Source organism: Natronincola peptidivorans (assembly GCF_900111615.1).
In the GTDB taxonomy this organism is placed as follows: domain Bacteria; phylum Bacillota; class Clostridia; order Peptostreptococcales; family Natronincolaceae; genus Natronincola_A; species Natronincola_A peptidivorans.
Map to the genome: position 1 here is coordinate 142,175 of NZ_FOHU01000003.1, position 20,969 is coordinate 163,143.

Below are 20,969 nucleotides of genomic sequence, written 5' to 3' on the forward strand. Positions count from 1 at the left end.
AATTTCTTTATATAGTTTGTTCTAAATGAAGAAAATAATTTCACCTAAATAATTGCAACTAATAAGGAGACTTAATTCAACAGGAGTTTTCCCATTTTTTGAATTAAGTCTCCTTTTTCTATCCCTTTTCTCCTCTTCGATCCATGCCTTTCTTTATTAAGTCACTTCTTTCCTTTGCCTTATAGTTCTATTTCTTTATTGTCTACCAGATGTTTTTCTATAGATATAGTTCTTTATTTCTTCTGCTGTCGAAAGGGTTAATGCTTCTTCTGCTACTTCTTTCATCTCTTTATACGATAATTCTCCAAGAAGCCTTCTAGCAGGTAGGATGGAGCTAGCACTCATAGAAAATTCATCTAAGCCTAGCCCTAAAAGAATGGGGATAATTGTGAGATCTCCTGCCATTTCTCCACACATCCCTACCCATTTTCCAGCCTCATGAGCATGATCAATTATCATTTTAATTTTTCTTAGGATTGCGGGATGAAAGGGATTATACAAGCTGCTAATTTTTTCGTTCATACGATCTACTGCTATTGTATATTGTATAAGATCATTGGTGCCAATGCTAAAAAAATCTACTTCCTTTATCAGTAAATCTCCTATGATAGCTGCAGCAGGTATTTCCATCATAATACCTACTGGAATTGTTGTTTTGTAGGCTATACCTTCGCTATCTAGTTCTTTCTTTACCTTATCTAAAATTTCTTTTGCTCCCCTTACCTCCTCTACGGAAGATATCATAGGATACATAATTTTTAGGTTTCCATAGACACTTGCTCTAAGCAATGCTCTTAATTGTATCTTAAATATTTCTGGCTGGTCTAAGCATATTCTAATGGCACGATATCCAAGGAATGGGTTCATTTCCTTTGGCAGGTTTAGATAGGGTAGTTCTTTATCGCCTCCGATATCAAGGGTGCGTATAATCACTGGCTTGGTTTGCATTTTTTCTAGAACTTCCCTATAGGCTTGAAATTGTTCCTCTTCTGAAGGCAAGGAATTTCTATCCATATATAGAAACTCTGTTCGATATAAACCTATTCCTTCAGCACCTTTTTTCAATACTTCCTGTACATCCTTAGGGGTTCCAATATTTGCAGCTAGTTCTATCCTTCTACCGTCTTCTGTGATAGTGGGCTTCTCTTTAAGAATAAGGAGTTCTCTTCTACTGGCCTTAAAGTTACTTTGTTTCTTTTGAAAGGTCTCTGACTTTTTCACGTCAGGATTAATATATCCTATTCCTGCTTCTCCATCAAAAACAATGATATCGCCATTTTTTACTTCTTTAGTGATGTTATTTAACCCAACAATGGCTGGCACCTCCAGCGACTTTGCCATTATAGCTGTATGACTCGTTTTACCTCCAATATCAGTAATAAATCCTAGCACCTTCTCCTTGTTCATCATAGCTGTATCAGAAGGAGTTAGGTCATGAGCAACTAAAATTACTTCTTCCGAGAGGGTTGCTAGGTTAATACTTTCTATTCCTAACAGATTCTTTAATAGTCTAGTGCCTACATCCCTTATGTCTGCTGCCCTTTCTCTCATGTATTCATCCTCCATGCCTTCAAAAATAGCAATAAAGGTTTTTATCACTTCATTAACTGCATAATCAGCACTTATTTTTTCTTGTTCAATTTTATTATTTACTTCTTCCACCAATCCTGGGTCATCTAAAACCATTATGTGGGCTTCAAATATAGCAGCTTTATCGAGACCTAGTTTTTCCTCTGTTTCAATCTTAATTTCTTCTAGTTGAAGCTTCGTACTTTCAATCGCATTTTGAAACCTTTCTTGTTCTTTTTCAGCATTCTCAATCTTTCTTTTTTCTATATTAAGTACTTCTTTTTTATAAACTAAAGCTTTTCCGATAGCTATTCCTGGGGAAGCGCCTATCCCTCGAAACATAATATTACCTCCTATGCATCTAAACTATTCTCTAGCATGTTTACCAAAGCACTAAAGGCTTCCTCTTCATCATCCCCACTTACCGTTAAATGGATTTCCTCACCTTTTTTAGCTCCCATGCTCATAATATTCATTATGCTTTTGCAGTTGTATTTACTACCTTCTTTTAGCAAAATAATTTCTGATTGATATTTTTGTGCTTCCTTCACAACTAGACTAGCAGGTCTAGCATGAATTCCAGTTTCATTTTGAATAATAATCTTCTTTTCTAACATTTTATCTCTACCTTTCTATTTTACTACCTTCATACTCCACTCTTCCTGTTGTCCATTTGATTTTTCTATTGATTTAATTTCTTCCATATTCGTAATAACCATAGGAGTAATGGTAGATTTTAAACCAATTGCATGTTTGGTATCCATGATTTGTAAAACTTCTCCTTCTACAGGGGAGACTACCCTCCCTTCTAACGGTTGAAAAGCGACTCCATCTCCAACAATTTTTTCACAAAACACAGGGTCTGGCACATCTGTAATATCTATCATTTCTCCTTTAATCGGATACTTTATCATTAACAAATTGTCCTTGTTCTTTTTAAATAATCCCAGCATTTAGTCACCTCCTAATTGGTTACAGCCTTCTACAAAAGCCATTTTTATTTTAATGTTATCATCAAATACAATAATATCTGCATCTTTTCCTATAGCTATACTACCCTTTTGCCTTTCCATACCAATTACTCTTGCAGGATTTAGAGAAACCAATTTTATTACCTGGTGTAGAGGTGATTTAGTAGCCAGCATAAAATTCTTAACTGATTGATTTAAGGTTAGAGCACTTCCAGCCAAACTACCATCTGTCAGCTGCGCTTTTCCTTCTTTTACTTGAACCTGCTGACCTCCCAGTTCATAAGCTCCATCCTTCATACACCCAGCTCGCATAGCATCAGTTACTAATATCAATTTCTCCTCACCTTTTATCTTTAACAACAGCTTGAAGACTTCTGGATGGACATGTATTTTATCTGCAATAAGCTCACAGGTGATATCACTATTAAAGGCTGCTCCCACAACCCCTGGATTTCTATGGTGAAGAGGCGTCATAGCATTAAAAAGATGGGTACAATGAGACATTCCAGCTTCTATAGCCTCCATGGCTTCTTCATAGGTGGCAGCAGTATGTCCAATAGCCAATGTTGCATTAGATCCCTGTTGCACAGATGCTATAAAGTCTCTACTTCCTTGAATCTCTGGTGCAATGGTAATTATTTTAATAATATCTATATAATCTTTAATGTAGTCATATTCGGGTGTTATGATATAATCTGCTCTCTGAGCTCCTCTAAACCTACTATTAATAAAAGGGCCTTCCATATGGGCCCCCAGCACCTTAGCTCCTTGCCATTCCATGGACAGTGCTTTTTTTACTGTATCTAAGGCAGCATAGATAGAAGGCATATCCATCGTCATGGTGGTTGGTAGAAACCCCGTAGTTCCGTAGGATACAATGGTGCTACTGATGGCTTTTAAAGCTTCTATTGTTCCATCCATCGTATCGCTGCCACCAGAACCATGAATGTGAATATCAATAAAGCCTGGGGAAATATATCTACCTTCTGTATCAATAATCTCTTCTATATTCCTCTCCTTAAAATCCTTTTTGCACACAATCCCTCTAATTTTCTCATCAAATATTAGCACCTTATCTTCATATATACCATCCTCTAGTAGAATTTTTCCATTGATTAATGCCTTCATTTTTATCATCCTTTATCTCTAAACTGTATTGCTTCATAGCTATCTTCTATATCTATCCTCATCAGTTGTTATCATCCCTTGTTTGCTTTCACACTTTGAAATCTTCTACAATCTCTCTAGTAGCTTGTATATATTTAGATACTTCGTTGAAATTGTTTCTGGCTATACCTACAAATAGAATATCTACGATTGATAATTGTGCAATTCTAGAGGCAATAGCTCCTGTACGCAGGTTTTTTTCTACACTGGCGGTAAACAAATTAATATCCGCTAAGTCACTTATAGGATTTTTCCCGTATTTGGTAATGGAGATGATGGTGGCCCCCCGCTTTTTTGCTGTTTCTATAGCTTTATAGGTCTCTAGTGTTCTACCGCTATGGGATATACCTACCGCCACATCTCCTTTGCCCATATGAATAGCTGAAGCCAATTGGGTGTGGCTATCCATATACATACTGGATTTTTTATTAATACGCATTAGCTTATATTGTAAATCCAGTCCTACTAATCCAGAAGCAGCTACACCATAAATATTTATATGGTTTGCCTTTGTCATAGCATCAATAGCTTTTGCCATCTCAGTTTCATCTACAACACTCATGGTTTCTTCAATAGCCTTCATATTCTCCTTACCAATTTTATAAATAATCTCTTTTGTAGAATCATGGATACTAACAGCTTCATATATCTTATCCTGTTGTTTATGCTGCAAAGCAGCATCTTTTACTAAACCAAGCTTCATCTCTTGAAAACCTGCATATCCTAGCTTTCTAGCAAATCTTACAATGCTTGGGGGACTTGTTTTAACTAATTCTCCTAGTTCAGCAGCTGACAAAACAGATACCTGGTCTCCATGCTCTATTACATAATTAGCTATTTTTTGTTCTGTTGGTGTAAGTTCTTGGTAGACTTCTCTTATTTTTAAAATACAGCTCAAAAAGCTCTCCTCCTATTTTGATGATTTATTCATCTACTAGTAATTTAAAAGCATCTCCTGGTTTCATTTCATCAATCAATAAAGCAGCTTCAGATGCATTCTCCTGGATCCATGCGATTTGTATGTGTCCCCGATAATATTTTTCTTTCTCCTTCACTGAGATTTATTGGTTTAATGTGTTTCAGCATAAACTTTGTCATTGGCTTCCGGGATATGAAGGGAGGTAAACACAGTTTTTATGCCATAGCCTTCAGCCATTCTCATATAATTTAAGTTTTCCTCAATGCTATAATCCATTCCTGTATAGACTGAAATCCCAAGCATTTTTATTCTTGTCCCTTCTATTTTCTCTTCTAATCTGCTAAATCCTTAAGGTATATTCTAACAGTAATTCTATACTGTTAAACATTTGCTACATCTTCATCCTTAATAAATAAACGTGTGATAGCAAATCCTCCTATATAGGATATTAAAATTCCAAAGATAAAGTTTAGCATGGATCCCGTCTGCATAAGAGGAATTGCAACCACTCCAGAAGGCCCCCAAGCTGTTGCCATAACATTAGTAGCCATAACATAAGCACCGCCAAACCCTGCTCCTAATCCTGCAGTGATAAATGGTTTTCCTAGGGGAAGGGTAACACCATAGATTAAAGGCTCTCCTATTCCAAGAATCCCTGCTGGTAATGCCCCAGCAATGACTTGTTTCATTCTATCATTTTTAACTTTATTACTTATCATGTAAATGGCTATTGCAGCTCCCACTTGACCAGCACCTGCCATGGCCAACACCGGAAATAGAGATACTCCTCCAAATGCCTCCAACTGAATTGCATAGATAGGAATTAAACCATGATGTAACCCTAGCAGTACCATCGGTAGGAATAGTGCTGCTAATATATATCCCGAAATAATACTAATAATAGCATTCTCTGATCCAATGATTATACTTAAGGCACTTACTAGCCAATCAGACAATACACCTGATACTGGCATGATAATAAATACAAACAGCACGGCTACTGTAAGCAGGGTAACGATAGGGGTGATAATTAAGTCCAATACATCAGGGACTCTTTTCCTAACGGCTTTTTCTACCTTGGCCAAGATATATACACCAATAATAACGCCTATGATTCCACCTTTGCCTGTTGTTAAAATAGAGTTTAATGGCACATCAGCATCATACAACCCAAAAAGCTGAGAAATATTTACAATTTGTGCTGCAATAGACATGGCACCAATCATTCCACCAAAGGCTTCGGTAGCGCCAAATCTTTTCGCTGCATTTACACCAGTAAATATAGCAAAATAACCTAAAAAGCTAGTTCCAATAAGTGCAAAAACAAGACGTATTACATCCCACATTTGACTTCCTTCTGGTAACCCACCCTGTTGCTGCATTGTACCAATTAAATTACTAAATCCATTGAATATACCAGCAGCAATGATTGCAGGAATAAGAGGCACAAATATACCCGCGATTGTTTCTAGTCCTGTTTTTAATTTGCTTTGTTTTCGATCTTTTTTTATGGCTTCTTTATTGCTTTCCCAATCTTCCGTTACTGTGGAGGCCTGGAGAATTCCAAATTCACTTACAAGAAGATCCGCTACTTTTTTGGCTTTACCTGGCCCTACTACAACTTGCAACGTTTCTGCCTCTACTACGCCCATTACCCCTTCTACTTTTCTTAGTTCTTCAATTTTTACTTGAGTGTAATCTTTTACTTGTATTCATACCCTTGTCATACAGTTAGTAGCACTTTTGATGTTATCTTTCCCACCAACTAGTTCAACGATTTTGCTAGCTAATTCTTTATTATTAGCTATTGCAACATTAGTCATTGTACACACCCCTTTTTTCATAATAATTTATTCCCTCTTAAAATTTATCCTTTGTATTACTAAAGTATTATAATTAAAAAATTATTATCTTCGTTAGTTCTGCATTATTCTTTTACAGACTCTAATGCTTTTCTTACATACCCATGATTTTTTTCTAGTATTTCTTTTGCTTCCTCTATAAGTGGTATCTTTGATAATATCAAGAAAATCGTAAGCTTTACATCATAATCCGTTTCCTCTAAATACTTTTCTGCCTTCTCTCTAGAAACACCAGTAGCTTCTGTCACTATTCGTTTGCATCGTTCAATAAGCTTTAAGTTTGTTGCCTCTACATCTACCATCAAGTTTTCATATGCCTTCCCTAACTTGATCATAGCTCCAGTTGATAGCATGTTTAGAACCATTTTTTGTGCTGTTCCTGCCTTCATTCTAGTGGACCCAGTGATAACCTCTGGCCCTACCACTGGTGTAATAGCAATTTTAGAAATCCTGGTCATTTCACTCTTTGTATTACATGTAACAGAAATCGTTTGCCCTTCAATGCTATTAGCATATCTCATAGCCCCAATAACATAGGGCGTTCGACCACTGGCAGCTATCCCAACCAAAACATCTTCCTTATTAAAACCAATTTTCTGTAAATCCAGTTTCCCTTCTTCCTGGTTATCTTCAACTCCTTCTACTGCTTTAAATAGAGCTTCAGCGCCTCCTGCAATTAGCCCTTGTACCATTGAAGGATCTGTACCATAGGTAGGTGGACATTCAGATGCATCCAATATGCCGATTCTGCCACTGGTGCCTGCCCCAATATATATCAATCTACCTCCCCTTCTTAATTGCTTTGCTATAACGTCTACAGCCGCAGCTATATTAGAAAGCTGTTTTTCAATAGCTACTACAACTATTCTGTCCTCTTTATTGATGACTTCCATCATTTCTAATGTGGACATGCTATCAATGTTTTTGCTGTTTTCATTTCTTTCCTCTGTTGTTAATCCATTTAAATCAATATGCATTAGTACCCCCCACTCCTTGTGTTAGTTCATTTGAAGTAATATAAGTTAATTTATTTATTTTTTTAAACTTTCTGTAATTTTATTATATTCTATTTGAAATAGCATTTCAATATTCATGTTTATTTTTTGTAATATTATTTCCTTTCTTCTAGTTAAGTATATTTTTTATCCTTTCAGCTATCGTCATTTTGCCTCAAAAAAAGCATCTTCGATGCTTTCGCTGGGTGAAACAACTAAGCGATCATCACAATTTAGCAAGCTAAATTAGATGCCTGCTTATAGGAAACCCTAGGTTTCCTTCGACGGCTGCTCTGCAGCCTGAGCACCTTCCTGAATGCGGGCAGAGGATTTCATCCCCTACAACCCCTATTATATAAAAAATCCATCCAAGCATTACCTTAGATGGATTTTCTTTATAAATTAATCAGCTTCTTTTCTTATTATTCTTTTCATGGAAATCTAACGATAAATTTCGTTCCCACCCCTAGCTTGCTTTCCACTTGAATTTTACCATGATGGCTGTCTACAATCCACTTTGCAATAGCTAGGCCTAGTCCTTGACCTCCCTGTGCCTTGGTTCTAGATTTATCTGCCCGATAAAATCTCTCAAATATATGAGATAAATCCTCTTGGGCTATACCTACACCAGTATCCTCCACCTCTATAACAGCTAGGGTTTTTTTCTTCCTATGATTGATTTTAATAGTTCCTCCCTCTGGAGTAAACTTTATGCTATTATCTACTAAAATTCTTAACAGTTGCTTAATTGATTTTCTATCACCAACAACAATAGCTTCTTCATTTGCTTCTACAATAAACTGATGCTTAGCATCAATCAGCTTTGTCTCCCTCACCACTTCATCAATAAGTTCATGCATAGCAAAGGCTTCTTTCTCTAGCTTTTGAAGATTTTTATCTGTTCTTGCTAAGAAAAGCAGTTTTTCTGTTAAGTCCTTCATGTTTTCTGACTCACTTTTGATGGCTCCTATGGATTCTTCTAATACAGCCTTATCATCCTTTCCCCATCGATCCAATAGATTTGCATATCCTTGGAGGACTGATATAGGTGTCCTAAGCTCATGAGATGCATCTGAGACAAATTGATTTTGTTGTTGATAAGATGCTTCAATTCTATCCAGCATTGCATTAAAGGTTTCTGCTAAGTCCTTTAATTCATCTTGAGAATCTCCCACATCTAGTCTTGTACTTAATTCATGAATAGAAATATGCTTAACTGTTTTGGTCATTCTTTGAATAGGCATAAGCATTTTTCTTGAGGCTTTACTTCCTAAAATAAGGAGGATAATGACAGCGATACTATTTACAACAGCTAATGTTGAAAATAAAATCATCATATACATCTCTTCTGTGTTTAACAGCTTTATGATTTCTATAGATAAAATTTGGTCATCTACTGTAACTGTTTCCTTCAGCCTCAAAGGGGGCAATATTGAGGTGTCCTCCTCTAGATCTCTACTGTCACCAGTAGAAAATATCTCTATATTTCTATTATCCACAAATCGGATGATTAGCTCTTCCTCTTCAGCTATTTCTACCAATTGATTTTCATAGAAATATGGATCTCTTGCTACTACAGTCTTTACCATCTCTAGATTTTTCCTGATTCCCTGTTGTGCTTGGTGTCTAAGAAAATACCCAGACATCCCTAAAATGCTAGCACTAATCAATAAAAGCAACATGGTGAAAATCAATGCATACACTACTGTTATTTTGAAGGTAATAGAAAAGCGAAATAATTTTTTTATCCTGGTAAATATATAGGACATCCCTTGAAAAATTATTTTGATTAAATAGAAAATATAGTAAAATATCTTTCCTAGTATCTTAAAAAAATTATGTAATTTACTCATTTCTTAAGAGATATCCCACCCCTCTAATGGTATGGATAAGCTTTGTTTTGTATTTTTCATCAATCTTACTTCTTAAGTAGCGAATATACACATCCACCACATTGGTATCTCCTAGGTAATCATATCCCCATACCTTTTCTAGTATTTTTTCTCTAGAAAGGACAATATTCTCATTTTCCATTAGGTATAATAGTAAATCAAATTCTCTTTTTGTCAATTCTATAACATCTTGGTTGTAGGTTACAAGATGCTGTTTCTCGGCTAGCTTTAGCTTCCCTATCTTAAGAACATCTACAGGCTGTGACCCTTCCTTATTTCTTTTCAATACAGTACGTATTCGTGCCAATAATTCTTCAATGGCAAAGGGTTTTGTAATATAATCGTCCGCTCCCAAGTCTAGTCCCATTACTTTATCCATTGTTTCATCCTTGGCGGTTAGCATAATGATGGGTACCTCTGTCGTCTGGCGAATCCGTCGACAAACCTCCATACCATTTAGCCCTGGCAGCATCACATCCAATAGTATCAAATCCGCCTTTTCACGAAGGGCTGTTTCTAATCCTTCTCTGCCATCATGGGCTTGTATTACTTGGTATCCTTCGTGCTGTAATTCCAGCTCTAAAAAACGAGCAATCTTTATTTCATCCTCAATGATTAGTATTTTAAACATTTCTTCCTCTCTCCCCTTTAAAGGAATAATCAATCAATATTATCTTTATTATATAATATATTGGCTATCTAGGATATAGTAAGAAAACACATCCCATTCAAGGAAAAAAACCAGAAAAATCTTCAGAATTATGGCATTAAAAAACCCAGCATACCTAGCGTATAAAAAGAAATACGTATAGGGACTGGGTTTTGTAAAGAACCAAAAGGTATAAATCCTTACAAATCTTCCTTGGGATCTTTCTCAGTTCCATCCATTATGGAGTTTACACTGGAGGATACTTTATCAAATACTTTATTCACCTTCATATCTTCTCCATTTTTCTTTTCTATTCTAATTTTATGTCTTGTGATAAGAGCTAAAGGAATACCTGCTAAAGGAATAACTGGAGCCACAATACTGCCAATCACTGTTACAGTAAGGGATAAATTAACAATATTCCGCTCTTCCTTTTTAATGATAAGTCTGGTCTCATTTCCTTTTTCAATGATATCTTTAATAAAGCTGGTAGCATTGTTGACAAAGGTTTCTGACTCCTTCTTTTTATCCGGTTTGGTTTTGTTGTCTTTTTCAAGTAAAATTAATGCCTCTACCAAATCATTATCACTTTTTTCTAAAGCTGTTTTTGCCTCTTCATAGCTGACATTTGCCCTGTTTCTTAATAAATCAATCTTCTCTAAATCAATACCCATTTTTACCCCTCCATTTTTCTTTTATAATGCTATTATAGGCTATCTAAATTAGAGAGGTTTTAGAGTAACATTAGAATTAGATTAGAATTATGAATATATTTCCTAAAGATTTATTTCTTTTCTTCACAATAGGATTGAACCAAGTCTATAAAGTCTTTTCCATAGTTCTCATATTTTTTAGCTCCTACTCCATTGACGGCAAGGAAAGATTCTTTCTCCTGTGGTAAGTAAGCGGCTATTTCTTTTAAAGTTTTGTCATGAAAAATCATAAACGGGGGTATGCTTTTTTCCTGTGCTATCCTGTATCTCAGCTCCTTTAGTTGGTTAAATAAGCCTTCATCAAATTCATCCTCTATCACCTTTTTCTTTTGTACTTTTGACTGTGAAGCTGTTGTTTCCATTAGCTCTTTCTTGTGATAAACCTTCACCTCTCCCTGTAGCACGCCTCTGCATTCAGCAGTTAGCTTTAATACAGGAAATTTGTCTGTAGTAATATGAATATAGCCTCTAGATGCCAAAGTCATAATGATCTCTCTTATAGCCTTTTCACTATAATTTTTCATTATGCTATAGGTAGATACTCTATCTAAGCCCCATTCCATTACTTTTTTATTTTTTGAGCCTCTTAAAACCTGTATCACTACATTAATGCCATACCTTTGATGGATTCGGTAGATACAGGATAATACCTTCTGTGCCTCAACGGTAATATCTATCATCTCTGACTTATCTAAACAATTGCTGCAACTATCACAATGATCCTTAGCTATTTCTTCTCCAAAGTAAGCCAATATCTTGTTTCTAAGACAATCATTGGTGTGACAGAAGTCAATTAGGTACTGCAGGTTTTTATATTGTAGTGCCTGTCTTTCAGGGTTACTATGCTCATTTTCCATGATGAGTTTTTGTTTTACTACATCTGATGGCGAGTACATGAGTATGCAATGGCTCTTTTCTCCATCCCTTCCTCCTCTACCTGCCTCTTGATAATAAGCCTCCATGTTTTTTGGCATATTATAATGAATAACGAATCTTACATCTGGTTTGTCTATTCCCATGCCAAATGCGTTGGTAGCAACAATTATCTGGGTTTTGTTAAACATAAAATCCTCTTGATTTCTTTGACGTAGATCTGCCTCCATACCACCATGGTATCCCCTGACTGAAAATCCTTTTTCTTGTAATTTTGTTACCAATCCCTCAACTGTTTTTCTAGTAGCACAATAAATGATCCCTGATTCCCTTTGAAAGTTGTTGTTTAAATAATTCATTAGGAAATTAAGTTTATTTCCTTCTTTAACTACACGATAAAGCAAATTAGGTCGATCAAATCCTGTAGTTATTTCTAGGGGCTGCTTCAGTCCTAATAACCTTTTAATTTCTATAATTATCTCCTTTGTGGCGGTGGCTGTAAATGCCGCCACCACAGGTCTATTTTGTAATCCATTAATAAATTTTGGAATCTCAAGGTAACTGGGCCTAAAGTCATGTCCCCACTGACTGATACAATGTGCTTCATCAATGCCAACCAACGATACCTTCAGCTCTCTAATGATATCCTTAAAACCACCAGTATTTAGTCGTTCTGGCGCTGCAAATATTATCTTATATCGCTTGGCTTTTATTTCTCTGATTCTTTCCATCAGCTCATCCTGTTGAAGGGTACTATTGATACAGGTGGCTTCTATTCCCATCTCATTCAATCCATCCACCTGATCCTTCATCAGAGATATTAACGGTGAAATAACGATAGTCACACCATCAAGTAATACAGCTGGCAGTTGATAGCAAAGAGATTTCCCGCCTCCTGTAGGCATAATCCCTAAGACATCACCTCCTGCAAGTATTCTTTGTATCAGTTCTTCCTGCCCTTTTTTAAAGGTGTCATAACCAAAAAAATTTTTTAGCTCATTATATATATCCATAGCTTCTCCTTTTAATATAATACTTAATTTGTCGCTAAAATTATGTTGGAGATGTGGTACTTAAACTTCCATTAACCAAGTATATAAGCAAAGATTATGGTTTTTATTTTTGTGTGAATCCCTTAGTTTCTTCATCAGGGGTAGGTGATTTAATAATGCCCCTCTAGGAAATCTCTTGTTTATTACAAACCCAATATATCATAACAGAAAAAGCGAGTCAAAAGGAAACATTCCCTATGACTCACTAAGCATCTATCTCTATTTGATTTTCCTTTAAAATCTTGATGAAGGTATCTACTACTTCAATGTCTAGCTGCCTTCCTTTTACTGCTTCAAGCTCCTCTAAAGCCTCTTCTTTTGTTAATGATATCTTCCTGTAGGGCCTTGTACTGGTCATGGCATCGTATGCATCGGCTACTGCCAAAATCTTGGCTGGCAAGCTGATTTCTTCTCCCTTTAACCCTCTAGGATAACCTTTACCATCAACCCTCTCATGGTGCTGATAGATTATCTCCCTACTTTCTTTCAAAAATTCTACATCCGATAATATATTATAAGCAATCTGAGGATGTTTTTGTACAGTCTCTAGTGCTTCAGCTGATATGAAGCCTTCCTTGTTTAAAATTTCTAGAGGAATACCTATTTTCCCTATATCATGAAGAAGACTGGCAAACTCCAGATTATTGATTTCTTCTTGATTCAATCCCATGACCTTTCCAATGGCCAAAGAAATATTTCTCACTCTCTCGCAATGGCCACGGGTATAGCTGTCCTTTGCCTCTATGGAGTTAGCCAATGCTTTTACCGTGGAGAGATAATTATTTCTTATTTCATTTAATAGATAGCTTAATTCTTCATTAAGGGCTTCTGTTTCCTCCGAAAATGCCAGTATCTCATCATTTTGCCCCATAATTTCCTTGTTTTTATCTATTAATTTTTTAACATTTAAGTCTCTTTCCTTTAGTAGTCCCTCTATTTCCACCAGCATTTCATTAAATTTATTCCCTAATACCTTAAACTCATCCCTTGATTGTATATCTGCCCGAACACCCATTTCCCCTTTGGATATTTTATGAATAACCTTCATGATTTCTCCTACAGGCCTTGTTACAATCAGAGAAAGTATGTACCCTATGATAAAAGCAATAGCGATACTTATAAGAGCTATCATCACCACTTGATTTTTTATAGGAGTAATCATCTCTATTATATCTACCGTTGTTATCCCCACTAGCTTCCAATTGGTTTGAGGTATTGTCAAATAGGTTATAATCTTGTTTTTCCCTTCAGTGGATGTGAACATTTTTGTTCCAGAATCCCCCATTAAGATTTCTTGAAACCAGTCTTCATTTTTTGCTGTATCCATCAAAAGATCATCATCCGGGTGGGCATAAATATCCCCTTCATTACTAATTAGCATTAAATAGCCTTCATCTCCAAAAACTAGATTCTTTGTTATTTCTGAAAATTTATCAAGCTTTATGTCTATACCAATAACACCTACCAAGTCATCCTGTTTTAAAACCGCTTTCGCTACCGTAACAACAATTAAACTAGATTCTCCAGCATCCACATATGGATCTGTCCAAATAACTCTATCAGGGTTTTCTGTTGCTTGTATATACCATTCTCTTTCCCTCGGATCGTATGACTCCGTTATAGATGGATCTATGGGACTTATGAGAAAAGAGCCATCTTCTTGAACACCAAAATACATCCAGCCTATATCAGGGTTAGCCTCAACAATTCCCTTCCACTTATTAGCTATCCCATGCAAACCCTCCGGCATCTTATTTACCGTCTTTGGGTCTCCTGGGTTCTTTTTATAGCTGACAATATATTGATTATCTGCCCAATGATTTACCGTATACTCCATGCCTTCCATAAAGTTTTGGAAAAAATAATTATAGATATTATCTAGGGTAGTAAAGTTTTTATGTTTGATATCCTCTATTAATATTTCTTTAGATTTTTTATATGCAAAAAATCCTAATGAGGATACAGAGGTTAGTATTACTACTAGCATAGCAATTGTTATTTTATTTTTAATGGATATTTTCATGAAGACCCCTCTTTTGGTATCCCTTTACATTTTCATATAATTATATCATTATTCAATAAATTAATTGAAGTGTTAATTAAATTTACACATATATCATTCTTCGACACAGTTCGATTTGTTCCTTCTTTTGTATGGAAAAAATTTCTGCATCCTATCATTAATTTTCTTCTAACTTTTTTAAATCTTTCAATACAAAAATATATTTTTCCTCCTAAAGTTTCCTGAAATTATTATGAAAAACTTCTTTCAAACAATAGCTATGTCGTATATAATCTATAATGTATGTTGTTTTTAAAAATATAAAAATATGACTACTAGATAGATCAAATATTTTAAGTATTTCTAAGAGCTTAAGGGTCATAAAAATATAGTTATATGCTATTGATTTTAAGGATTTTGCCAACAAGGAAAGGAGTATACGATGAGTATCTTAACAGTAAAAAATTTAAGCCATGGATTTGGAGATCGTGCTATCTTCAATAATGTGTCTTTTCGACTATTGAAGGGAGAACATATTGGTCTTATAGGAGCAAATGGTGAAGGTAAATCTTCCTTCATGAATATGATTACAGGCAAATTGGAGCCGGATGAAGGAGAAATCCAATGGGCTAAAAGAGTACGGGTTGGCTATCTAGATCAGCATACTATACTGGAAAAAGGCATGACCATGCGAGATGCATTAAAGGGTGCCTTCCAATATCTTTTTGATTTAGAAACAGAAATGACTCAGATATGTGATAAAATGGCTGATGCCTCTCCTGAAGGACTAGAACAGCTACTAGAGGATATGGGTACCATCCAAGACATTTTAGATAATAACGACTTTTATGTTATAGATGCTAAGGTGGAGGAGATAGCTCGAGGCCTAGGCTTGGAGGAAATCGGATTAGAAAAAGATGTTCATGACCTTAGTGGTGGTCAACGTACTAAGGTACTGTTAGGGAAGCTGCTATTAGAAAAACCTGATATTCTTCTTTTGGATGAGCCCACCAACTATCTTGATGAGCAGCATATTCAGTGGCTTACTCGTTATCTACAGGAATATGAAAATGCTTTCATTTTGATTTCTCACGATATTCCTTTTCTTAACAGTGTAATCAACTTAATTTATCATATGGAAAACCAGGAATTGAATCGTTATCCTGGTGATTATGATAACTTTCTACAGGTTTATGATGCAAAAAAACAGCAGCTAGAGGCTGCCTATAGAAAACAACAACAGGAAATATCTGAGCTTAAGGACTTTGTTGCTAGAAATAAGGCAAGGGTTGCTACTAGAAATATGGCTATGTCCCGTCAGAAAAAGCTGGACAAAATGGATGTAATTGAGCTTGCAAGAGAAAAACCCAAACCATCATTTGAGTTCAAAGGAGCTAGGGTCTCTGGTAAATTAATATTTCAAACAAAGGATTTGGTTATAGGATATGATGAGGCCTTATCCAAACCATTAAACCTTCGTATGGAGCGAGGCCAGAAAATTGCTTTAGTGGGTGCTAATGGATTAGGAAAAACCACCCTCCTTAGAAGTATTTTAGGAGAAATTCCTTCCATCTCTGGTGCTGTAGAATTAGGGGATTATCTTCATATTGGCTACTTTGAACAAGAAATCAAGGAAGCTAACTATAATACCTGTATTGATGAAGTATGGCAGGACTTTCCTTCCTACACCCAATATGAAATCCGTGCTGCTCTTGCTAAATGTGGCTTAACTACCAAGCATATTGAAAGTAAAATAGTAGTGCTAAGCGGTGGTGAGCAAGCAAAGGTGCGATTATGCAAGCTCATCAATAGAGAAACCAATTTATTAATCCTTGATGAGCCTACCAACCATCTAGATGTAGATGCCAAGGAAGAATTAAAACGTGCTTTGAAGGAATACAAGGGCAGTGTTCTTCTTATCTGTCATGAGCCTGAGTTTTACAGAGAGGTTACTACAGATGTGTGGAATTGCGAGACCTGGACCACTAAGGTAGTATAAGAACAAAGTTGACTTCGTCAATTTGTTTTCTCTAAGGGGACTTAGTCCCCCTTCGACGCCTGCTATCGCAGCCTGAGCCCCCCTTTAAATCAGCGGGGGAAACCCCTCTGCACTCCCCATGTCTAGAGAATTAAAAACCATAATTTCCTAGACATTAAAAAATCTGTTGTACACACTTTATAATGGTGTGCAACAGATTTTTTTATTAAAACATTGTTGTATGGGATACATTGTTTTTTCCTTTTCTTTTGGAGGTATATAATCCTTTATCTGCCTTAGCAATAAGATCCAAAGGTGTTTGGCCGTCTTGGGGATAACAGGCTATCCCTACTGAAATAGTCACACGGGGATTACTCTCTCTACTTATGCTTTCTCTAATATCTTCAGCGATATTTTTGGCTATTATTGCACTGGCGTCTGGTAAAATAACGATAAACTCGTCTCCTCCATATCTACCGATATAATCTAGCTTTCTTATATTCCTTTGGATAATTGCCACCAATTCCTTGATGCATTGATCTCCCACAACGTGTCCATGAAAATCATTGATCTTTTTAAAACAATCTATATCTATCATCATGATAGATATAGGCTCCTTCTTTAAAGAAAGCAGCTCTTCTAAAATATCGAGGATTGCTTTTTTATTATAGGTTTCTGTCATGGCATCCATGTGGGCAGCACTGATTAATCGTTCTTGCTGCAGTTCCATATAAAAAAGCTGTTTTTTTACCTCCTCATCATAGGTTTGCTTTAAAGAGGTTTTTAACTTTTCTACTTCCTTCATTTGTTTTTCTAAGGCTATGTATGCACCCTTATAAAAATAATGATAGAATCCATAGTAGGAAATAAGCTTAATCATTATGCCAAGAAAACCTACCCTCCCGTCTATACCCTTTGACAATAATAAGGAGCCCGTTAAAAACCATAGAAAACAATAAATAAGTCTCCTGTCCTTTTTTCTTTTTCTCGACAAAAGAAAAATGATTGCAACAATGGTCATAATTAGCATCACTTGGATCATCGTTGCACCGTTAAGTATTTTATTAAATCCTTCTCTCGCTAAAAACATAGATAGGAGTGTAAGTATAATAAGAATCATTAGGCTAGAGGATAGGATATATCTTTGAAAGCCTTTCATAGTAATAAATAACAAAAGAGTTGCCATCAACATAAGCTCAATAAAATTGATAATTTCCAAGGATGGAATTTGCTGTAAATATATATAAGAAAAAATACTGAGATAAAATGAAATTAAAAATGTATAACCTATACTCTGAAGCTTTGAATGGTTATAGTAGAAGGTTAGTGTGAAAACAAATATGAGAAAAGAGAAGCATAGGACAGTAAAAAATAATATATAACTATTCATGGAGTATATTAATAGCACCTCCTTATTTTATTTTTTGCATCCATGGTATTCTTTGGTAAATATTAGTCAATCCTTATTTTTATTTACTATTCTCCATAAAAATCCATATTCCTCCATCTTTCAACACAATAAATTAATTCACCAAAAAAAGGTTAATAGCCTCATTAGGAATCAACCTTTTTTTGGTGCTTATTCATATCCTTTATAGAAATTTTTTTGTTCAAACAAAGACTTCCTTTAATCCTTTTGTTTTTATTCTTTACTCCTTTGTAAGAGTATTTCCTTATATTGTCTTAGCTTTTCCTTCTGACTCCTTCTTTCTTCATGAGGAATGTCAACAATAATTTCCTGCTTTAAGCTTAAAGGAGGTCCTTGAAAGATGTGAATATGATCTGCTATATACAAAGCCTCATCAACATCATGGGTAATAAAAAGAAAAAATCGATTTTCTCGATACCCATAGTTAATTATGTATTCCATGAGATCTTTTTTTAATTCAAGATGTAGTCCTTTAAAAGGTTCATCCATCACTAAAACATCTCCCTCATAGGCGAAGGCTCTAGCAATAGCTGTCCTTTGCTTCATACCTCCGCTTAGTTCTCTAGGGTATGCGTTTTTAAAATTGGTCAAATCTACTAAGGATAAATATTTATCTGCTAACTGCTGTGCTTCTTTTTCATCATAACGGCTTTCTAAAACAAACAATATATTTTCTTCAACAGTAGCCCAAGGTAACAAACGGTCCTCCTGAAAAATATAGGAAACTGTTTTCTCCTGCATCCCCTCAATATTTCCTTCATCAGCAGGAATAAGACTAGCAACAATATTGATAAAGGTTGTCTTTCCACATCCAGATGGTCCAAAGATACAATGTATTTTGTTAGGTGAAATCATCATGTTGAAATTTTTAATAACCTCTAGTTCACCATAGTTTTTATGAAGGTTTTTCACCTGTATTTCCAATCCTGACACACCCTTTTTAAGCTAGATTTTAGCCTTTGCAGATTTGTTCATAGTTGATTTTTCTATTAACCGAGCAAAAATATTTTCAAATAGAATACTAAGCAGAATAACTACCAGGGTCCAAGCAAATAATTCACTAGAATCTAGGTAAACCTTAGCACTATAAAGGTGACTGCCTATAGCATTTCTAGGATGACTTAATACCTCTGCCGCCACGCTTACCTTCCAGCCTAAACCTAAACAAGTAATACAGGCAGCCGAAAAGTATGGAACAATAGATGGTAAATATATTTTTTTAAGAACCAGCCATTTTTTTACATGATATACCTTTGCCATTTCTAATAGCTTTATGTCCACATTTCTAATACCGGCAACAACATTGGTCCAAATCACTGGAAAACACATAAGAAAACAGATAAAAATTGGGACATTGGAGGATGAAAACCAGATTAAAGCAATAATGATAAAGGATAATACTGGTGTTGACTTAATGGCTGCCATAAGAGGATTGATTAAGTCATAAACATAATCATTTAAACTAGAAATAATACCTATCACTACCCCTAAGACGATGGATAGAATAAGTCCTGCGATTACTCGGTATATGGAATAGGCTACTGATCGCCAAAAAACCTCTAATACTACCAGCTCCTTAAGCCTTAGGAACACGTCTAAAGGAGCTGGTACATACAGATCTCTTTGAATGACAAGATAGGCACCTTGCCATACAGCAATCCAAAATATAAAAATGAATATTTTATTTAAAGACTTTCTCTTATTTTTCGTAATAGAATCCGTCATCAGCTAATTGTCCCCCAACAGATCTAGGATCAAAGCTAAACAATACCTCATAAAATTCCTGTACAAAAGATTTTGCCTCTTGAGCATCGATATATACAATGTTTGAATAAGGAATTGCATTCTTGGCAATAGCTGCATTTGGTAAAATACCATACTTTTCTATTAAAGCAGCTGCCGCCTCCATTTCTTGATTGACAAAATTTACAGATGCCTCATATTCTTTTAGAAATTCATCTAACAAGGCTTTATTATTCTCTGCAAATTCTTTTTGAACGATAATAGCTCCCATCGCCAGCTGACCTTCATTATTGGTAACCTTATTCCATTCCGCTGTTATATCTAATGCGATTCTTAGATTTTGATTTCTCATTAATGCAGATGTTACATGAGGCTGTGGTAATAGAGCTATGGTCACATCTCCTTCTACAGCCGCTGCAGCTAAATCTGCATGCTGTAATGCAAAGTCCAGCATAACATCTTTATCAGCCTCTAACTGATTTTGTTGCAATATGTATTGAAAAGCAAAATCTGGTGTAGCACCCTTTCCACTAATATTTACAGTTTTTCCTTTCAGATCTTCAACAGAATGAATGGTGTCTCCATCCTCTAATACATAAAGTACACCTAAGGTGTTGACTGCTGCCAGTTGCACTTGTCCTTCTGTTCGATTGTATAATACGGAAGCTAGGTTGGTTGGTACTGCTGCTACATCTACTTCCCCATTGATGATTTTTCCCACTAGCTCATCTGGACTGCTCATTAAGGTAAATTCATAGTCTAATCCAGCTTCACCTGACTCACTGCTGTCCATTAATCCCACCATACCCATTCCTGTTGGTCCATTTAAAGCAGCAACCCTCATGCTGCCCTTTTCAACGGTTTCTGATGCCTCCTCAATTTCTGGTTCTTCTGGTGTTTCCGGAGCTGTTGTTTCTGTACTGCAGGCAGTCATGCTGATGATTAGCATTACTACCATCAATATAAATAAAGTCTTCTTAAATAAATGTTTCACAATAATACACTCCCCATTATTTGTTTTTGTATGATATTTGATAATTTTTCTCAATAATATCACCAAAGGATTGATCTTGTCAACTGCTATACTTCAGTATTTTTATAGCTTTACCTTAAATGTATTTATTTTTCTTCCGATTTTTTCACTTTGATAAAAAA

At 35.6% G+C, this 20,969-nt stretch carries 19 protein-coding genes; 1 reads left to right on the forward strand and 18 read right to left on the reverse strand.

The features are described from left to right. Positions 1-195: 195 nt before the first annotated feature. From ptsP to BMX10_RS05145, 14 genes are all read right to left on the reverse strand, one after another. The gene (gene ptsP / locus BMX10_RS05085; RefSeq protein WP_090440353.1) at positions 196-1,911 is read right to left on the reverse strand and encodes a phosphoenolpyruvate--protein phosphotransferase; all 1,716 of its coding nucleotides are present in this window, start codon (positions 1,909-1,911) and stop codon (positions 196-198) included. A gap of 11 nt (positions 1,912-1,922) precedes the next feature. Beyond that, entirely contained in the window at positions 1,923-2,186 is a 264-nt protein-coding gene (locus tag BMX10_RS05090; protein ID WP_090440355.1) for an HPr family phosphocarrier protein, read from the reverse strand. A 15-nt stretch (positions 2,187-2,201) separates the two neighbouring features. After that, positions 2,202-2,522: a PTS sugar transporter subunit IIA gene (locus BMX10_RS05095; RefSeq protein ID WP_090440359.1), complete on the reverse strand. Its 321-nt coding sequence runs from the start codon at positions 2,520-2,522 to the stop codon at positions 2,202-2,204. Further along, positions 2,523-3,668, reverse strand: coding sequence for an N-acetylglucosamine-6-phosphate deacetylase (nagA, locus tag BMX10_RS05100; RefSeq protein WP_090440361.1), 1,146 nt, complete (start codon positions 3,666-3,668; stop codon positions 2,523-2,525). A gap of 88 nt (positions 3,669-3,756) precedes the next feature. Then, on the reverse strand, positions 3,757-4,605 hold the full coding sequence (locus BMX10_RS05105; RefSeq protein ID WP_090440364.1) for a MurR/RpiR family transcriptional regulator: 849 nt from the start codon (positions 4,603-4,605) through the stop codon (positions 3,757-3,759). Positions 4,606-4,776: 171 nt separating this feature from the next. After that, a complete protein-coding gene (locus tag BMX10_RS05110; protein WP_090440367.1) occupies positions 4,777-4,929 on the reverse strand; it encodes a MupG family TIM beta-alpha barrel fold protein in 153 nt (50 codons plus the stop codon). Between the two features lie 77 nt (positions 4,930-5,006). Next, positions 5,007-6,278, reverse strand: a complete 1,272-nt coding sequence (locus BMX10_RS05115; RefSeq protein WP_244272638.1) for a PTS transporter subunit EIIC — start codon at positions 6,276-6,278, stop codon at positions 5,007-5,009. 60 nt (positions 6,279-6,338) lie between these two features. Beyond that, positions 6,339-6,449: a PTS sugar transporter subunit IIB gene (locus tag BMX10_RS18255; protein WP_244272639.1), complete on the reverse strand. Its 111-nt coding sequence runs from the start codon at positions 6,447-6,449 to the stop codon at positions 6,339-6,341. A 104-nt stretch (positions 6,450-6,553) separates the two neighbouring features. Then, positions 6,554-7,465, reverse strand: a complete 912-nt coding sequence (murQ, locus tag BMX10_RS05120) for an N-acetylmuramic acid 6-phosphate etherase (protein WP_090440370.1) — start codon at positions 7,463-7,465, stop codon at positions 6,554-6,556. Between the two features lie 449 nt (positions 7,466-7,914). Then, positions 7,915-9,177, reverse strand: a complete 1,263-nt coding sequence (locus tag BMX10_RS05125; RefSeq protein WP_244272640.1) for a sensor histidine kinase — start codon at positions 9,175-9,177, stop codon at positions 7,915-7,917. A 151-nt stretch (positions 9,178-9,328) separates the two neighbouring features. Then, a complete protein-coding gene (locus BMX10_RS05130; RefSeq protein WP_090440375.1) occupies positions 9,329-10,006 on the reverse strand; it encodes a response regulator transcription factor in 678 nt (225 codons plus the stop codon). Between the two features lie 218 nt (positions 10,007-10,224). Then, on the reverse strand, positions 10,225-10,698 hold the full coding sequence (locus BMX10_RS05135) for a DUF4342 domain-containing protein (RefSeq protein WP_090440378.1): 474 nt from the start codon (positions 10,696-10,698) through the stop codon (positions 10,225-10,227). Positions 10,699-10,808: 110 nt separating this feature from the next. Then, positions 10,809-12,623 carry a DNA helicase RecQ gene (recQ, locus tag BMX10_RS05140; RefSeq protein WP_090440381.1) on the reverse strand — a complete coding sequence of 605 codons (1,815 nt, stop codon included), beginning with the start codon at positions 12,621-12,623 and terminating at the stop codon, positions 10,809-10,811. A gap of 244 nt (positions 12,624-12,867) precedes the next feature. Further along, complete coding sequence (locus tag BMX10_RS05145; RefSeq protein ID WP_090440384.1) at positions 12,868-14,685, reverse strand: HD domain-containing phosphohydrolase; 1,818 nt, start codon at positions 14,683-14,685, stop codon at positions 12,868-12,870. Positions 14,686-15,106: 421 nt separating this feature from the next. Here BMX10_RS05145 and BMX10_RS05150 point away from each other — a divergent pair, with 421 nt between their 5' ends. Continuing rightward, positions 15,107-16,663 carry an ABC-F family ATP-binding cassette domain-containing protein gene (locus BMX10_RS05150; RefSeq protein WP_090440387.1) on the forward strand — a complete coding sequence of 519 codons (1,557 nt, stop codon included), beginning with the start codon at positions 15,107-15,109 and terminating at the stop codon, positions 16,661-16,663. Positions 16,664-16,868: 205 nt separating this feature from the next. Here BMX10_RS05150 and BMX10_RS05155 read toward each other — a convergent pair whose 3' ends face one another. The 4 genes from BMX10_RS05155 to BMX10_RS05170 all read right to left on the reverse strand — a co-directional run bounded on the left by BMX10_RS05155 (position 16,869) and on the right by BMX10_RS05170 (position 20,808). Then, a complete protein-coding gene (locus tag BMX10_RS05155) occupies positions 16,869-17,861 on the reverse strand; it encodes a GGDEF domain-containing protein (RefSeq protein ID WP_170834692.1) in 993 nt (330 codons plus the stop codon). A gap of 423 nt (positions 17,862-18,284) precedes the next feature. Then, positions 18,285-18,995, reverse strand: a complete 711-nt coding sequence (locus BMX10_RS05160) for an ABC transporter ATP-binding protein (protein WP_090440393.1) — start codon at positions 18,993-18,995, stop codon at positions 18,285-18,287. 21 nt (positions 18,996-19,016) lie between these two features. Then, a complete protein-coding gene (locus BMX10_RS05165) occupies positions 19,017-19,796 on the reverse strand; it encodes an ABC transporter permease (protein WP_090440396.1) in 780 nt (259 codons plus the stop codon). Continuing rightward, a complete protein-coding gene (locus BMX10_RS05170) occupies positions 19,771-20,808 on the reverse strand; it encodes an ABC transporter substrate-binding protein (protein WP_244272641.1) in 1,038 nt (345 codons plus the stop codon). Before BMX10_RS05170 ends, BMX10_RS05165 begins: the two co-directional genes overlap by 26 nt. Between the last annotated feature and the right edge of the window lie 161 nt (positions 20,809-20,969).

Bases quoted from the DNA above. Each gene is read 5' to 3' on its own strand.
- BMX10_RS05090 (WP_090440355.1), bottom strand. From the start codon at position 2,186: ATGTTAGAAAAGAAGATTATTATTCAAAATGAAACTGGAATTCATGCT.
- BMX10_RS18255 (WP_244272639.1), bottom strand. From the start codon at position 6,449: ATGACTAATGTTGCAATAGCTAATAATAAAGAATTAGCTAGCAAAATC.
- BMX10_RS05145 (WP_090440384.1), bottom strand. From the start codon at position 14,685: ATGAAAATATCCATTAAAAATAAAATAACAATTGCTATGCTAGTAGTA.
- ptsP (WP_090440353.1), bottom strand. From the start codon at position 1,911: ATGTTTCGAGGGATAGGCGCTTCCCCAGGAATAGCTATCGGAAAAGCT.
- murQ (WP_090440370.1), bottom strand. From the start codon at position 7,465: ATGCATATTGATTTAAATGGATTAACAACAGAGGAAAGAAATGAAAAC.
- BMX10_RS05095 (WP_090440359.1), bottom strand. From the start codon at position 2,522: ATGCTGGGATTATTTAAAAAGAACAAGGACAATTTGTTAATGATAAAG.
- BMX10_RS05115 (WP_244272638.1), bottom strand. From the start codon at position 6,278: ATGGGCGTAGTAGAGGCAGAAACGTTGCAAGTTGTAGTAGGGCCAGGT.
- BMX10_RS05130 (WP_090440375.1), bottom strand. From the start codon at position 10,006: ATGTTTAAAATACTAATCATTGAGGATGAAATAAAGATTGCTCGTTTT.
- BMX10_RS05110 (WP_090440367.1), bottom strand. From the start codon at position 4,929: ATGCTTGGGATTTCAGTCTATACAGGAATGGATTATAGCATTGAGGAA.
- BMX10_RS05150 (WP_090440387.1), top strand. From the start codon at position 15,107: ATGAGTATCTTAACAGTAAAAAATTTAAGCCATGGATTTGGAGATCGT.
- BMX10_RS05165 (WP_090440396.1), bottom strand. From the start codon at position 19,796: ATGACGGATTCTATTACGAAAAATAAGAGAAAGTCTTTAAATAAAATA.
- recQ (WP_090440381.1), bottom strand. From the start codon at position 12,623: ATGGATATATATAATGAGCTAAAAAATTTTTTTGGTTATGACACCTTT.
- nagA (WP_090440361.1), bottom strand. From the start codon at position 3,668: ATGAAGGCATTAATCAATGGAAAAATTCTACTAGAGGATGGTATATAT.
- BMX10_RS05135 (WP_090440378.1), bottom strand. From the start codon at position 10,698: ATGGGTATTGATTTAGAGAAGATTGATTTATTAAGAAACAGGGCAAAT.